Source organism: Bartonella bovis 91-4, from assembly GCF_000384965.1.
Taxonomy (GTDB): Bacteria; Pseudomonadota; Alphaproteobacteria; order Rhizobiales; family Rhizobiaceae; genus Bartonella; species Bartonella bovis.
The window spans coordinates 1556476-1572822 of the sequence record NZ_CM001844.1 but is presented as its reverse complement, the minus strand read 5'-3'; the positions used below and the strand labels follow the sequence as shown (position 1 = coordinate 1572822).

Genomic DNA, 16347 nt, shown 5'->3' with positions numbered 1-16347 from the left:
TTTTAGTTAAAAGAGCGGGAGGTGGAGATTTTTGCTCTTGAGGGGAAGAGACACAAACCCATATAAGTTGGCTATAGAGGGCTGGAATGTTTGATCTTTGTTTTTTCATGGTAGTATAAATTGGATATAGTTACACTCAAAGATTTTTATGCTTCTGCACTTGGTCTTCGGGTGCAAACGGCGATTTGTGACCAATTGAATTTCTATTGGCCAAATCTTGCTGATAAGCGAGTGATGGGTTTTGGTTATGCAGTTCCTTACCTTTCTGCGTTGTGTACACGTACACAACACTGTTTTGCTTTTATGCCTGCTAGTCAAGGTGCTTTACCTTGGCCTTGTGCCGATAGGGTTGCTACAGCACTTGTTTTTGAAGAAGATTTACCTCTTCCTGATGCTTCGATTGATTGTATTTTATTGGTACATGCGCTTGAGTATACAGAAAATTCATGCGAAACTCTTAAAGAAATATGGCGTGTTTTAGCACCTAATGGACATTTGATTGTCATTGTTCCCAATCGTAGCGGTTTTTGGGCACGTAATGATCGTACACCTTTTGGCTATGGCGAACCTTATAGTCGGCGACAAATTGTTCGGTTATTTGAAGAAACAAATTTTATATCCGGACCTGTGCAAGAAATTGTATATTATACACCTTCCTTAAATTATACAGCGCAGTTGTTTTCGTTTTTCTATAGACCATTTGTACGCCATCTTTTCCCTTATTTTGGTGGACTTTTAATGTGTCAGGCATACAAACGTATTTATCAAGGTATAAGTATACAACGCCGCCAATCACGACGTGTGTTCATTCCTGCTTTATCACCACAGGCTCGCGAGAGGTATATCTTATCTGAATCTGATTTTGTTTTAGATAAAAAATTGATGATGTCAGAGCTATTTTAAAACTAATCGTTCTCATAAAGTTTAAAGATTAAGGCGATAGCCATTGTGATCTGTAATGAGAATCTGGGCATTAGAGGGGTCTTTTTCAATTTTTTTGCGTAAACGATAAATATGGGTTTCTAATGTGTGGGTGACAATGTTTTTATTATAGCCCCAAATGTGTTCCAGTAATGTTTCGCGGCTTACTATTTTATTACGAGCGTCATAGAGATATTTAAGAATCGCTGCTTCTTTTTCGGTAAGGCGGATTTTATTACCATAGCAATCAATCAGAAGTTTTTGTCCGGGTTTAAAAGTGTAACGACCAATATGAAAAGTTGCATCTTCCTGGTGTTCGTATTGATGTAATTGGGTTCGAATACGCGCTAATAATATCGCAAAACGAAAGGGTTTTGTTACATAATCATTGGCACCTGCTTGAAGACTTAAAAAAGTATCACAGTCTGTATCATGATCAGTTATCATAATAATGGGAGCACGAAATTTTTGATCACGTAATTTTTTAACAGCTTCGCGACCATCCAGATCGGGCAGTTTAATATCAAAAACGGCAAGATCGATTTTTTCTTTATGAGTTATTGCAATTCCTTCTTTAGCTGTTTTTGCTTGGAGCACTTCAAATTCTTTGTGGATTTGCAATTGTTCTACCAGAATGGAGCGCAAATCATCCTCTTCCTCAACAATTAAAAGGGTGTAGCTGTTCATTTTTTTTCCTTATAAAGCTTATTTGCGCTATACTTTGTGGAAAATAGTTTCATGAAATAAAGATTTTATGCAAGTAGAATTAAAAAGGAAGTCCTATAAAAAACAAACTTTTGTTGCTTTTATGGTCATTCGCCGACAAGCAGGTGTGCGTACACGGGGTATTCTTTGTGTTGGTCAGCATCGTTTTTTTTGCGCTTTAGGGCGAGGTGGTATTTCCCCTTGTAAGCGCGAGGGTGATGGTGCTACACCTTTGGCAAATATGCGTTGTTTAGGGGGATTTCGCGATAATTTTTATCGTCCTTTCGTGCGCTCAGTTTTGCCTTTTCACCATATTCGTGCACAAGATGGTTGGTGTGATGCTAGTGGTGATGCCAATTATAATCGTTTGGTGCGCCTTCCTTACCCTAAAAGGGCTGAAAAAATGCACCGTGAAGATGGTCTTTACGCGATTGGTCTTATTCTAGATTGGAATATTACACAGCGCAAAATGGCAAGAGGAAGCGCTATTTTTATGCATTTAGCGCGAGATAATTATACCCCAACAGAAGGATGTATTGCACTTTCCCGCCGTGATATGGAGCGTCTTTTACCTTATATTAATTGGCGGACAAAAATTGTTGTTTTAGGTTAAAAACATTTCTGGTTTGAGCCTACCCATAGAGCAAATTTCTTTCCATTCATCTTCTGTGACAGGTTGTACTGATAAGCGTATGGTTTTGACCAGTGCCATATTTTTCAATTTTGGATTAGCTTTGATTTGTTTTAATGAAACAGGGGTTGGCATATCACAAAGGGCACGAATATCTACACATTCCCAGCGTGGATCAGAAGTTGTAGAATCGGGATGCGCTTGCGCACATACTTCCACAATGCCTACTATTTCTAACCCCTTATTGGAATGATAAAAGAATCCTTTATCACCATATTTCATGGCACGCATATTATTACGAGCTTGATAGTTACGTACACCATCCCATTGTTCGCCATGTGTGCCTTTTTGCTTTTGCATGGTCCACGACCATTTTTGGGGTTCAGATTTAAAAAGCCAATAAGCCATTTAGTCTCCTTTTGTATGCACTATATTTTGTTTTTGCGTGTAATTTTATAGAAAATAAATGTTGGAAGGGTTTTAGCTATAGGGGTTTATTGTTTTCATACTTTTGCTCCTCGCCGCCCTGTACCGATTAAGGGGGGTGTTTTTTCATCCAGTGGCCAGCGTGAGCGAGGAGCAATATCAAGAGAGCTCGTCTGCCCTTGTTCTATGCGTTTTGCGCCGGCGAAAGCGATCATTGCAGCATTGTCTGTACATAAAGAAGGAGGGGGAGCAATAAATTCAAAACCATATTGGTAAGCAAGCTCTTGCAAACTTAAACGAATGGCTTGATTGGCCGATACCCCGCCTGCAACAACCAAAGCAGGGGGGCGACATTCTTTCTGATGAGCAAGGGGATAATGGCGGGCAAAATATTGCAAAGCTAAACTAATACGGTCTTGCAATGTATCGATGACTGCTGCTTGAAAACTTGCAGCGATGTCAGCGATATCGCGTTGTGTTAAAGGAGCCATCGTTGTTGCGGCTTTCCGAACAGCGGTTTTAAGGCCGGAAAAAGAAAAATCCAACCGTTTTTCACCCTTTAGAGGGCGTGGGAGAGAGATACGATTTTTATCCCCTGATAAAGCGGCCTTTTCAAGAGCTGGGCCACCGGGGTAAGGAAGACCCAAAAGATTTGCAGTTTTATCAAAGGCTTCTCCCAAGGCATCATCAATGGTTGTTCCTAGGCGTTGGTAATTTCCTATACCGTGGACAAGAATGATTTGTGTATGACCACCTGAGACTAAGAGCAATAAATAGGGGAAATTTACATCATGAGTCATGAGCGCTGTTAAAGCGTGTCCTTCTAGGTGATTGACGGCAATAAAAGGCTTTCCCGTAGCAAAGGCTAATGTTTTTGCACTCATAAGCCCTACTAAAAGCCCCCCAACCAAACCAGGGCCACTTGTGGCTGCAATAGCATCGATGTCTTTCAATTTTATATTAGCCTCTGTAAGCGCTTTAAGAATTAAGCTATCAAGGATTTCGACATGAGCGCGTGCAGCAATTTCAGGAACAACACCACCATACGGTGCATGATGTTCAATTTGGCTCCAAACGATATTAGAAAGAATACGGCTTTTTCCATTATTGTTGTGTTCAATAATAGCAGCAGCAGTTTCATCACAGCTTGTTTCTATTCCCAGCAGACGCATTGCAGGATAACCTTATTGTTGAAAGATTTTTGCATGTAGTGGGTATCACGGATCAAGAAGGATGCAAAGAGTCCTCTTGAAATTTCAGTTATATAAAAGACAATACATTTGGATACGATCTGTAGGGCGCTTTAGTCAACGATGGATTATTGCTCCATTTGAGAATTTTTAATGAGAAAAGGCCAAATGACTGACGCGAGATGTGTTTTTTTTGTATACTAATTATGTTTGATGATTGGGTTTTGGAAATTTTTGTGATCAAACGATGTGATGTACATGTGATATACAACTGTAAGAAGTTGATGGCGTTTAAACCTAAAAAAAATTTTTGGTACAATTGGATTTTTTTAGAATTGGTGCGTTTATTCTAAAATTGATATGCGTTTTACTTTTTTGGAAATCAATGGTGATATCGTTGGAATTGTTGTATTTTATGTTTATAATCAGCAAGTTTTAAGGATTTTTTAGCATCGATTTTGATGTATTTCCAAGACTATTTTCTCTAAAATAGTTAAGTGCCTTCAAGGGAGATAGGCTATTGCAATGTTTAGTTTAGTTGCAATATTTAGCTTACTTGAGAGGAATTGAATAAAAATACCTAAAAAGCGAGATATTCAATCAATGCTTAGCTTTTTTTAAAGTTTCTTTCATTTTGTTATTTTATAATAAAAGTGAGCGGGAGAAGAGAGACATTTATGGTAAAATTTTCAAAACCTAAAACACCCCCCCATTACACCAGTATTAACCATAAGGCATCTGTGATTGAAGGTGATGTGATAAATTGTGATTTAGAGCAAGAAATACAAAACTCAGCAGAATCAATGACAAAAGAAAAACAAAACAAACAAAAACCAAAAGGGAGAAATGCATCTAGTATTGCTTGGTTTCATTCGTTGATTTTAGTAATTATTGGTAGTTTTATCACTTTAAGTTTTTGGGTAGGAATTCAATGGGTGGGTTTTCTTTCTCCTTTTTTAGGGGACGAGCGTGTTAAGGGAGAGCAAGCTTTACAGATTGCTGAAATTGCAAAAAGCCAAGCTAAAGAAACAGCGGGACAATTACACCATATTATCCAAGAACTTAATGCATTAAAGACAGCTTTTTCTACTTTTTCATCACAACATGATAATTCTTTTCAAAGGGATGAGGCATCGCAAGAGGAAAGTAGAAAAGTTTTTTCGGCTTTAGAGAATAAGGTCAATGCTCTTGAAGAGAATATACAAAATTTGGTTGCAATGTCGCACGATGTTCATAAAGCTTTATTAGCTGGGCAAGACAATACAAATGATTTTGCTGCATTAAAGCAACAAATAGACACTCTACGGGAAGAAATTGCTGCAAGAAATAATGCAAAAGAGGGAATAGATTCTACACTTTTAATGGCGATTAATGCTTTAAAAAACGCTATCGATCATGGTAAGCCTTATGTCAATGAATTGGAAGTAATGCAGCGTTTTTCGTCTTCAATTTCTGGGTTTGATATTTTGCAAGAAACAGCAGATACAGGTCTTCCAAGCCCTGCTAAACTTGCGGCTGATTTTTCTAGTATTGCAGATACGATTGTTGGGCAACAAAATACTGTTGCATCAGATGCTGGTTTTTTTGCACGGATTTGGGCTTGGATAAAAAGTTTATTTATTTTACGGCCAGTTGGGAATGTTGAAGGTACAACGGTAGGTGCGATTGTGGCGCGGATGGAAATGGCCATTCAAGTTGGAGATTACCAAAATGCTTTAGCAGAGTGGCAAACATTACCCCAAAATGCTCAGGATATTTCAGTAGATTTTATGCGCCAGTTAAAACGGCATTTAATGGTGCAACGTGTTGTTCAGCAATTACTGATTTTTGTGCAGCAAGGATCTTCTAAGGCTGTGAAAATGTAAATGGGGCCAAGAATGATACGTGTTTTTATTTATATTTTTGTTGTTTGTATTCTTGGTGGAGCTTTTGGATGGGTTATTGGCCATAATAGTGTGGTGACCATAACATTTATGCAAATGCGATTATCTATTTCATTGTTAGCTTTTTTTAGTACGTTTATTATATTTTTGGGGATTTTATGGTGGCTTTTGTATCTTATTTGTTTTGCACCTGGAGCTCTCTACAATTATTTTTATACACGTCGTCAAAGACGCGGTCGTGAAGCTCTTTCACAGGGCCTTCTTGCAGCTTTTGTTGGTGATCATCTAACAGCGCGAAAAATGGAAATACAAACGTTAAAATATCTTGAAGAAAATCATGAACCGTTGATAAAACTTTTACAAGCTCAAACTTTAGTTTTGCAGAAAGATTCTATTGGAGCTATTCATCTCTACGAGGAGATGAGACAAAAAAAATTGACAAAACTTGCTGGGCTTTATGGTTTGTTTCGTGAGGCTATGGATACGAAAGCTTATGAAGCAGCGCAACACTATGCACAAGAGGCATTTACTTTATCGCCATCACTGGTGTGGGCTCATCAAGCTGTGCTCGATCGATTGAGTGCTGAAGGGCAGTGGGACGAAGCACTTGATGTTTTTGAAAAAGCGCAAAAAGCTTTACCGCGCCCTGCTCGTTTAACTGCAGAGCGCAATCTTACACATGCTCTGTTACTAAGTGGAAAGGCACTTCATGTCTTTAAAACCCACCCTGTAAAAGCACGTACCGCCATTTTAAAAGCGCATAAGTTAGTACCTGATTTTGGGCCAATAAGAGTTATAACGGCAGGTATTCTTTATAAATTAAACGAAACCCGCAAGGCTGATAAGATAATCATTGAAGCTTGGAAAAAAGATCCTCATCCTGATTTTGGAGCACTTTATCTTGGAAGAGAAGAAAGAGCTGTTGGACGTTTGAAAAGAGCTAAAAAACTGGCTTCTTATAATAAAAACACTTTTGAATCAGCTTTTCTTATTGCTAAAGCTGCTCTAGAGGCAGGTGAATTGACATTAGCAAGAGAAAAGGCACAAAAAGCATTAAATTATCATCCACGAGAAAGTGTATATTTATTACTAGCAGATATTGAAAAGGTTCAAGGAAATGATCAGGGGTTAGTACATCGGTGGCTTTTTTTAGCACGCAATGCAGAACGTGATCCAACATGGATTTGTGATAATACTCTTTTTTCTTCTTGGTCAGCAGTCTCCCCAATAAGTGGACGATTGGGCTGTTTTGAATGGAAAGCACCTCCCCGCCGGTTTCCTTTAACATTAGAAGCTGATGACATTATGTTGAAAAAGGAAGACAAACAAAGTGTTCCCGAAATAGCTTTTAAGGATAATCTATTAGATGAATGTCTTCCTGAAAAAAATAATAGCTCCTTTGAGGTTTATACAAAGAAGCAAAATGAAGAGATATTCAATCAGATTCATTTAGATGTTGATGACTTAAATATTAAAACAACAGAAAAAAAGGCTTCTAAATCAAAAAAGAAATTTCAATTATTTTAAAGAAAAAAATTTAGAATAAGCCTTGTTGACAAAAATCACTTTTTTATGTTTTAAAAGTGTGTAACTAAATCTGTATTTGCTATAATAATAATTAAAAAAGAATTTTTTAGCAAAAATGTGTCTTGGTAAAAAACAAAAAAGTAAAAAACCAAGAATTGCAGTGGTTTTACATTGTCAATCTTCATACACTGGTCGTTTGGGACAATTTCTGAAACAAAACGGTTTTATGCTTGATCTTTACTGTCCTATTGTAGGACAAAAACTTCCCAATACATTGGAACATTACGCAGGTGTTGTCATTTTAGGTGGCCCGATGAGTGTCAATGACAGGGAAGAATATATTCGTGAGGAGATTAATTGGATTTCTTTGTCTATAAAAGAGGATAAACCTTTTTTAGGTATCTGTCTTGGAGCACAAATGTTAGCGCAAAATTTGGGTGGGCGTGTTTGTGCGAGAAGTGATAAAATTGTTGAAATCGGTTGGTATCCATTGGAAGCAACACCTCAAGGTAAAGCGATTATGGATTGGCCTGAAATGGTTTATAATTTTCATGATGAAGGTATTTATGATTTACCTAAAGAGGCAGTTCTTTTAGCAAGTAGTCAAACATACCCTGTACAAGCCTTTCGTTATGGAAATAGTGCGTGGGGTTTGCAATTTCATGCCGAATTAACACGGACTATGATGCAGCGTTTAGTGGCGCGTTCAGCTAAAAAATTGACTAAAAAAGGCGCTCAGCCTACCTATTTACATTTACAAGGCCACTTAATGTATGACAAGATTTTGCGCCAGTGGTTTAAAAATGCATTGCAACAGATTTTTTGTGTTAAATAAATATAAAGATTATATTTATTTTTGAAAATAACTTTTAAATAAGAAAAATTTTCGCTTTGTTGATTTTCTCAAAGTTGATAAAGTCTTATAAATGAAATCTCAATGATGTGCTTTATTTTTGGAGTAGATGGGGTCATAGATAATGGGGTGATTAGAAACAGCGTTTGTACATGAGAGGTATTTTGTTTTTTAAGTACAGCCAATTGATTTTCATGCAGATGAAATATCTAACATAAATGGCTTTTTTTTTAACAATTAAGGATATTTGACAGAAAAATTTAAATTTCTATCTCTTTATACACAAGGCTCTTCTTCACGGGGAAGTGTTTGTTTTCTTAATACACAGCACGTAAATCTTTAAGCTTTTTTAAATTGATGACTCAAGACAGTGAGCAGCCAGCTTATTCACCATTTTAAAGTTATCACAGGGAGGAGTAAAACTGTATTTTAACTTGGCTGCTTTGCGCCACTTTAAGTTTGGAAAGCAATATTTTTGAGCTGGGCAATCATGTTGGCAGCAAAGATGAAGCGAGAAATATTAAGATCGTTTTCAATAAGTGCACCAATTCGGTTTGTTACATCGCAAATTTTGTCTTCTTCTGTTTTGAGCCATGCTGCAAGCGGATCATTTTTATCACCATAGTTTTTTAAGATTTTTATAACAATTCGCCGCACATTTTCAGCAATATTTTCTTTAGCTTGGCTTAAGACCATACCATCATAATAATCAAGAACAGGAATTGTTTGACTGGCTTCATTAATACGGTTTACGCGAATAATTTGAGTCAATGAAAAATAGATTTTTGCAGTTTTAGTAAGATCACTTTGGCTTTGTTTTGCGATTAACGAAATATCACAAATCATTGGGGCAGTTTCAAGGAGAGCTAATTGTTTTGCTAAAGTGTTAGGTATCCCTTGTTCGCTATATAATGCGATTTTTTCTGCAATTTTTTCATGTATATCTTTGTTGTTGGAGTGCGTAAGCTGTTTTTCAATGGTTTTACGCGCTTGTTGAATTGTTGTTACAAGCTCTTCTAATGGCACAGATAAATCGATATTGAGCAATCCCCAATTGGTTGTTTCAAAGAGCATTGAGGTGATTGCTGCATAAAATTTATTTTGGACAAGACCAGGTATTTTATTGTCAAGATTATCAATTTGGTCAGAAAGCTGAGGAATTTCAAACCCATCACGAATAGCAATGAAAACACGAATAATATTTTCAACTTTTTGCCCTGTTTTGTCTTGCAGACGACTGACGAAAGTAGGTCCTCCACGATTAACAATATCATTGGCGATGAGAGTGGCAATAATATCGCGACGCAATTGGTGATCAATAATTTCGTTCTTAAAACTTTTTTGAAGCTGGGTTGGAAAATAATTTAACAAGGTTGCGTCGAAATAGCGATTGTCAACAATGGAATTGCTAGTGATTTCTTCTTGCAGTGTTAATTTAGCATAAGCCAAAATAACAGCAAGTTCTGGGCGTGTAAGACTTTGACCCTGATCCATTCTTTGGCGCAAAATTTGATCATCAGGCAGAATTTCAACCCTGCGATCGAGCAGTTTTTTCTGTTCTAAATCGTGTATAAAGCGTGCTTGGTAAGGCAGGTCAATAATGCCACGATTTTCAGCTAAAGAGAGGGCAAGAGTTTGCAGATAATTGTTGCGTAGAACTAATTGTTCAACTTGTGGTGTCATTTGTTTTAAAAGCGTATCACGTGCTTTACGCGTAAGCATTTGAGCACGCATTGCTGATGCAAGAACGATTTTAATATTAACTTCAAGATCAGAACAATTGACCCCTGCGGAATTGTCAATAGCATCAGTATTACACCGCCCACCATTTAAGACATATTCAATACGACCACGTTGGGTGAGACCAAGATTGGCTCCTTCACCAATAACTTTAGCACGTACTTGCTCACCGGTAATGCGAAGCGCGTCATTAGCACGATCGCCCACTTGAGCATCGGTTTCTGTTGTTGCACGTATATAAGTACCAATGCCCCCAAACCATAAAAGATCAACAGGAGCTTTTAAAATAGCTGTAATGATTTCAAAGGGTGTTCCTGTTTGTTTTTCAAAACCAATGGCTTGTGCAGCTTCAGGAGAAAGAGTAATGGTTTTGGCTGCTCGTGAAAAAATACCACCACCTTTTGACAATTTTGCTTTGTCGTAATCTTGCCAACTTGAGCGGGGGAGCTGAAATAGGCGCATACGCTCTGCGTAGCTTTCAGCTATATTAGGTTCTGGATCAATGAAAATATCGCGGTGATCGAAAGCAGCGATAAGCTTTGTTTGTTTGGACAGTAACATTCCATTGCCAAAGACATCTCCCGACATATCACCAACGCCGACACAACTAAAGGGGGTTGTTTGAATGTTATGATCAAACAATTCCCGAAAATGTCTTTTGACGGCTTCCCAAGCACCTTTAGCTGTGATTCCAATGGCTTTATGGTCATAACCTGCTGATCCTCCAGAAGCAAAAGCATCATCAAGCCAAAAATTATCCGCTTGACTGATTGCGTTTGCCGTATCAGAAAAAGTTGCTGTACCTTTGTCTGCAGCAACAACAAAATAAGGATCATCACCATCATGGCGAATCACATTTGTGGGGGCACTTATTTTGCTGTTGATGAGATTATCAGTAATGGAAAGCAGCGCTGTGATATAGTCAATATAAGCTTGTCGTGCCGCTTCTGCCACCACAGCGCGATCGTCTGTTTTGGGAAGGTGGTGGGGATAGAAGCCACCTTTTGCACCCACAGGGACAATAACTGCATTTTTAACCTGTTGGGCTTTAACTAAATCTAACACTTCAGTGCGGTAATCTAATGCGCGATCAGACCAACGAATGCCGCCACGGGCAATAGGGCCAAAGCGCAAATGAACCCCTTCTACTTCTGGTCCGTAAACAAAAATTTCTCGATAAGGGCGTGGTTCAGGTAAGCCTTCAATTTGGCGTGGGTCTAGCTTGGTTGCCAAAATACGCCGTGGGTTGCCATTTGGAAGGGGGACAAAAGCATTAGTCCGTAAACTTGCGGCAATAAGATTGCGATAACGACGTAAAATGAGATCATCATCCAAATTGGGAACCATCTGCAATTTTTCTTCAATACGTTGTTGAATGATTTGTTCGTTGTTTTGCCGTTCTTTTTCTTTGTGGCTTGGATGAAATTTCAAATGAAATAAAGCGTAAAGATCTTTGGTAATGTCAGGATAAGCATTTAAGGTTTGAGCGACACGTTTTTGTGAATAGGGAATTCCAGCTTGCTGGAGATAGCGCCCGTAATGGCGCAAAATAACAATTTCACGCCAATCAAGTTGAGCCGTTTGTGTTAAGGCATTAAAGGCATCATCATCAGCATCTTTAGCCCAAATGGCTTCAAAGGTTTCAGCATGTTTTTGACCATTTTTATTAAGATCAATACAAGTTTGGAAAGCACTTTCTAGCAGCATATCATGAAGATACACATATTTCCCATGCCCATCTGGTAATTCAAGTGTTTGTTCAGCAATGACGCGAAAGCCCATATTTTCAAGAAGTGGTACACGTATAGAAAGGGCAAGTGCTTCGTGGCGATGAAAGAGTCTAAGAGCAATATTGTGTTTTTCTTTATGATGGGTGTGATAAAAAGTGACAAAAAGTGGCTTTTCATCATTAAGGCTTAAAATATGATCTGCATCTACAATGGCATCTTCAGCTGAAAATAAGTCGCGATAACTGTTTGGGAATTGGCTTGCTAGAAGCGTTTGTTGTTCTGTTGCTTTGTGGGCAAGCGCCACAGCTTGAACATTATCTTCCCAATTTCTTGTTATTGAACGAATGTGTTGTTCAAGTGTGGTGCGTTCAATAGCAGGAACGCTGTTGTTTCCTTTGCGGTGAATGATATAATGAATGCGGATGAGTGTGCTTTCTAAGAAGAGTGGATAAGATTCAAAAAAATCACCTTCATAAATATCGACAAAATACGTGCCAATTTTTTCAGGAATATTGCTACTGTATTGGTCGCGCGGTACGTAAACAAGTATGGAAATAAAGCGGCCAAAAGAATCAGTATGAGCAAGTACGCGCAAACGTGGGCGTTCATCTAATTGTAAAATAAGTTCAGCATTTTCTGTGAGCGTATCAACATCAGAGCGAAACATTTCATCTCTTGGATAAGTTTCTAAAACATTAATAAGTGCTTTTCCAGAATAGTCAGCCTGATTATATCCAAGGCGTTGAATAATGGTTTGTGCTTTTTCTTTTAAGAAAGGGATTTGCAAAACAGAGCGGGTATAAGCAGAAGATGTGAACAATCCTACAATGCGTAATTCTCCACATACACGCCCTTCTTTATTAAAAATTTTAATTCCAATATAATCTAACCAAATAGGACGGTGGATTTTTGAGCGGCTATTGGCTTTTGTCACAATAAGAAGGTCATTGTTTTCCATAAAGGATAAGACTTCTTGGGGGCGTTCTTCTACATGTGTATCGCCAATAATGCGAATGGAGGCATCTGTGAGAATACCCAATTCAACATTGCCAGCTTTCAAACTGTTTTGGGGTTCTTTATTTTTAATGAAGTTATAAGTGCGCATTCCAAGGAAGATAAAATTATTATCTGTAAGCCAGTTAAGAAACTCAATGGCTTTTTCACCTTCTTTTTGGTAATTTTGTGGGAGGTTTGTTTGATAGGCGTGGATGTGCTTTTTAAGTTCCTCCAACATAGGTTTCCAGTCTTGCACAGCGGCATTGACTTGTTCAAGGACTAAAGTGAGCTCATCTTTGAGTATTTTAGCTTTTTGTTTGCTTAATGCTTCAATATGAATTTGTATAAGGCTAATGCGTTGTCCAGAAGGGCAATCAAGAACAGGATGTGCAATCAAATAAATGTGGCTTACTTGTTGGTTAAAGACATTTAAAACAGAATCAAGCAGAAAAGGTTTGTTATCGTTGACAAGTGTGATAGCTGTTATAGGTTTGCCACTACGCGTTAGTTCTTTTTGTTCAAAGCAAATGGTGCTTTTTCCTGCTTGATGTAAGCTGAGTGCTTGAGCAGCGATAGCTGCAGCTTTTTCGAGCTCATCTTTTTTATAACACGCAATATCTTCTTTATCGGTATGGGCAAAGAGGATTTTTACTAATTGCTTTTGATTATTCTTGATATCCAATGTTTCTTGTTTTGACATAGTGATACTCCCCTTTTTGCTCTTGGTGACCTTTTCTCCTCACAAGAGCAGGTCGTTTATGTCATCTTTATACTGTATCATTTTATTTCTGAATGAATAGTAATTTATTCAGATAATTATAAATTTTTTTATGCAATTTAGGGTAATGCTGTAAATTTTGGATAAACAATTGCATAGATGGTGAATATTTTTATTGATATTGTTGCTATGATTAAAGTAATATTCTAAAAATACACACTAACAATAGATATAAAGATGACAGATTTACCAGAAAGACTTTTAAATGGTTATCGGTCCTTTATGGCCAATAATTTTTCGCAGCAGGCGGCGCGTTATCGGCAATTAGCAGAGGAAGGGCAAAAGCCTGAAATTATGATGATTGCGTGTTGTGATTCACGTGCAGCGCCAGAAACGATTTTTGATGCCAGCCCTGGTGAAATTTTTGTTATGCGCAATGTGGCAAATTTTGTCCCACCTTTTTGTCCTGGTGATCAATATGATGCAACAGCAGCAGCAATTGAGTTTGCGGTGCAGTCATTGAAAGTTAAACATGTTGTTATTTTAGGTCATGGGCGTTGTGGGGGAATTAATATTGTTCTTGATGAGGTGTACAAGCCTTTGTCATCGAATAATTGTATGGGGCTATGGATGGATCTTTTGGTCTCTGTAGGAAAAGAGACTTGCTGCCGTGAATCGATGAGTGAAACAGAGCGACAGGCTGCGTTGGAGCATTTTTCTATTCGTTATTCGTTGAGGAATTTGGAGACATTTCCATGGTTAAAAGAACGTAAAGATCAGGGGCTTTTGACAGTACATGGCGCTTGGTTTGATATTTCAAACGGTGAATTGTGGAGCTTAGAGAAAAAAACGGGGCGTTTTATGCGCGTTGAAGAAAAGTTGCTTACTTGAGTAAATCTTTAATATCTTTTTGTCTTGCGTGATCTTTGTGTGCAAAGGGAGTGTATGATCAATCTTGACAAAAAGTGGTTTTTGTTGTTTGAAGAAACGAATATTCAGTGACAAGAATTAACTTGGAGCCACCGACTGGGATCCCACTTATAAGGGTATAAACAGATCCCAGAGGTCAACATCCGATAACGCGTTGCGTCCTCGGATGCCATTTTGATTTGTTTGTTATGTAGTCAATGAGGTAGATGATGTTTGAATCCTTGCAGGAACGTCTTGGTTCCATTCTGTCTAATTTGACAGGGCGTGGTGCGTTGTCGGATCAGGATGTTACAACAGCGCTGCGTGAGATTCGTCGTGCTTTGTTGGAAGCTGATGTTGCACTGGATGTGGTGCGTTCTTTCACGGATAAGGTTCGTGAAAAAGCTGTTGGCTCTGCTATTGTTAAATCTATTAAACCTGGCCAAATGGTTGTTAAGATTGTTCACGATGAACTTGTGAGCATGTTGGGTGATGAGGCTGTCCTTAGTGATTTAAACGCACCAGCACCGGTTGTTATCATGCTTATTGGTTTGCAAGGTTCGGGAAAAACAACTACGACAGCAAAGCTTGCAAAGCGTTTAACCGACAAGCACAATAAAAAAGTTTTAATGGCGTCATTGGATACGCGCCGTCCCGCAGCGCAAGAACAGCTTCGTCAATTAGGAGAGCAGGCGCAACTTGCAAGTTTACCTATTATTTCTGGTCAATCTGCTATTGATATTACTGCACGGGCAGTACAGGCAGCAAAATTGGGTGGTTATGATGTTTTGCTTCTTGATACGGCAGGACGTAATCACCTTGATGATGCTTTGATGATTGAATTGGCTGAGATCAAGGCGTTGTCTCTTTCTCATGAAATTATGTTGGTTGCTGATAGTCTTACCGGTCAAGATGCTGTTCATCTTGCGCGTTCTTTTGATGAACGTATAGGCCTTACAGGGATTATTTTAACACGAATGGATAGTGATGGCCGCGGTGGTGCGGCTCTTTCAATGCGCGCTGTTACAGGAAAGCCGATCAAGGCGATTGGGGTTGGTGAAAAAATAGATGCTTTGGAAGAATTTCACCCTCGTCGTATTGCAGATCGTATCCTTGGCATGGGAGATATTGTTTCTTTAGTTGAAAAGACTGCTGAAGCGATTGATCATGAAAAGGCGATGAATTTTGCAAAAAAAATGCAGGCTGGAAAATTCGACCTTAATGATCTTGCAGAGCAGTTACAGAAAATGAAAAAACTTGGGGGTATGGGCAGCATTATGGGAATGATGCCGGGGTTGGGAAAGATGAAGGATCAAATAGCAGCTGCAGGTCTTAATGATCATCTTTTGAACCGTCAATTGGCTATTATTTCGTCAATGACATGTGCAGAGCGTGCTAATCCTGAGATTTTGAAACATAGCCGTAAACAAAGAATCGCTAAAGGATCTGGTACGAGTGCGGCTGATATTAATAAGCTTTTAAAAATGCACCGTCAAATGGCTGATGTGATGAAAGCTATGGGGGGGAAAGGCAAGGGCGGTTTGATGGGAAAAATGTTAGGAGGGCTTGGTTCTAAACTAGGATTTGGGGCTGGAGGTGTTCCTGGTGATATGCCTAATTTATCGGGAATTGATCCAGCCCAGTTATCGGTGTTACAAAAGCAAATTAAAAATGGTAATTTAGGCAAGAAATTACCTGGTCTTCCTCAGAGTGGATTACCATTTCCGGGGCTTTCTAGTGGTTTTTCTGGGAATGAAGAAAAGTTACCTCCGCTTCCTAAGAAGAAATCGTAAAGAAAAGAAAAAGGGAAGCCTGATGCAGAAGAAAGTACCAAATAATTTGGCGCATTTACGAATATCTATTGATAATTTCGGTGTGGCACTGGTTTGTATTTTGGCAAAATACTTTTATTATATACAAGCAGTTGGGGGGGTAAAAGCTCGTTATAATTTACCTACAGTTTATGTAACGTGTAAAAAAAGTCAGGCTATAAGTCTGCAGCAATTGGGTGTAGACAATTGTCGTGATCCTGATTTTGCTGAAAAATTTTTAAATTTCATTACTAAAAGTGATTCATCATATAATTATTGCTAAAGGGCAAAGAAGCAAAACAAATTA

At 38.4% G+C, this 16347-nt stretch carries 12 protein-coding genes; 8 read left to right on the top strand and 4 right to left on the bottom strand.

Annotation, left to right across the window (positions count from 1 at the left end; all coding sequences use genetic code 11):
- Positions 1 to 120 precede the first annotated feature (120 nt).
- Positions 121 to 903, top strand: coding sequence for a class I SAM-dependent methyltransferase (locus tag BBBE_RS06870; RefSeq protein WP_010701789.1), 783 nt, complete (start codon positions 121 to 123; stop codon positions 901 to 903).
- A gap of 21 nt (positions 904 to 924) precedes the next feature.
- Here BBBE_RS06870 and BBBE_RS06865 read toward each other — a convergent pair whose 3' ends face one another.
- Entirely contained in the window at positions 925 to 1608 is a 684-nt protein-coding gene (locus tag BBBE_RS06865) for a response regulator transcription factor (protein WP_010701788.1), read from the bottom strand.
- A 67-nt stretch (positions 1609 to 1675) separates the two neighbouring features.
- On the opposite strand from BBBE_RS06865, the gene BBBE_RS06860 reads away from it, so the two are divergent.
- A complete protein-coding gene (locus BBBE_RS06860; RefSeq protein WP_010701787.1) occupies positions 1676 to 2239 on the top strand; it encodes a L,D-transpeptidase family protein in 564 nt (187 codons plus the stop codon).
- Here the strand turns inward: BBBE_RS06860 and BBBE_RS06855 are convergent.
- Positions 2231 to 2665, bottom strand: a complete 435-nt coding sequence (locus BBBE_RS06855) for an EVE domain-containing protein (RefSeq protein WP_010701786.1) — start codon at positions 2663 to 2665, stop codon at positions 2231 to 2233. The two genes, BBBE_RS06860 and BBBE_RS06855, sit on opposite strands and share 9 nt — an antisense overlap.
- Positions 2666 to 2760: 95 nt before the next feature.
- The gene (gene tsaD / locus BBBE_RS06850) at positions 2761 to 3855 is read right to left on the bottom strand and encodes a tRNA (adenosine(37)-N6)-threonylcarbamoyltransferase complex transferase subunit TsaD (protein WP_010701785.1); all 1095 of its coding nucleotides are present in this window, start codon (positions 3853 to 3855) and stop codon (positions 2761 to 2763) included.
- Positions 3856 to 4550: 695 nt separating this feature from the next.
- Here tsaD and BBBE_RS06845 point away from each other — a divergent pair.
- From BBBE_RS06845 to BBBE_RS06835, 3 genes are all read left to right on the top strand, one after another.
- Positions 4551 to 5738, top strand: coding sequence for a COG4223 family protein (locus BBBE_RS06845; protein WP_010701784.1), 1188 nt, complete (start codon positions 4551 to 4553; stop codon positions 5736 to 5738).
- A gap of 12 nt (positions 5739 to 5750) precedes the next feature.
- On the top strand, positions 5751 to 7283 hold the full coding sequence (locus BBBE_RS06840) for a heme biosynthesis protein HemY (RefSeq protein WP_022708800.1): 1533 nt from the start codon (positions 5751 to 5753) through the stop codon (positions 7281 to 7283).
- A gap of 115 nt (positions 7284 to 7398) precedes the next feature.
- Entirely contained in the window at positions 7399 to 8118 is a 720-nt protein-coding gene (locus BBBE_RS06835; protein ID WP_010701782.1) for a glutamine amidotransferase, read from the top strand.
- Positions 8119 to 8589: 471 nt separating this feature from the next.
- Here the strand turns inward: BBBE_RS06835 and BBBE_RS06830 are convergent, their stop codons facing one another.
- Positions 8590 to 13302: an NAD-glutamate dehydrogenase gene (locus BBBE_RS06830; protein WP_010701781.1), complete on the bottom strand. Its 4713-nt coding sequence runs from the start codon at positions 13300 to 13302 to the stop codon at positions 8590 to 8592.
- A 255-nt stretch (positions 13303 to 13557) separates the two neighbouring features.
- Here BBBE_RS06830 and BBBE_RS06825 point away from each other — a divergent pair, with 255 nt between their 5' ends.
- From BBBE_RS06825 to BBBE_RS06815, 3 genes are all read left to right on the top strand, one after another.
- Entirely contained in the window at positions 13558 to 14211 is a 654-nt protein-coding gene (locus BBBE_RS06825; protein ID WP_010701780.1) for a carbonic anhydrase, read from the top strand.
- Positions 14212 to 14459: 248 nt separating this feature from the next.
- On the top strand, positions 14460 to 16022 hold the full coding sequence (gene ffh / locus BBBE_RS06820) for a signal recognition particle protein (RefSeq protein WP_010701779.1): 1563 nt from the start codon (positions 14460 to 14462) through the stop codon (positions 16020 to 16022).
- Between the two features lie 22 nt (positions 16023 to 16044).
- The gene (locus BBBE_RS06815) at positions 16045 to 16323 is read left to right on the top strand and encodes a chorismate mutase family protein (protein ID WP_010701778.1); all 279 of its coding nucleotides are present in this window, start codon (positions 16045 to 16047) and stop codon (positions 16321 to 16323) included.
- Positions 16324 to 16347: the final 24 nt, after the last annotated feature.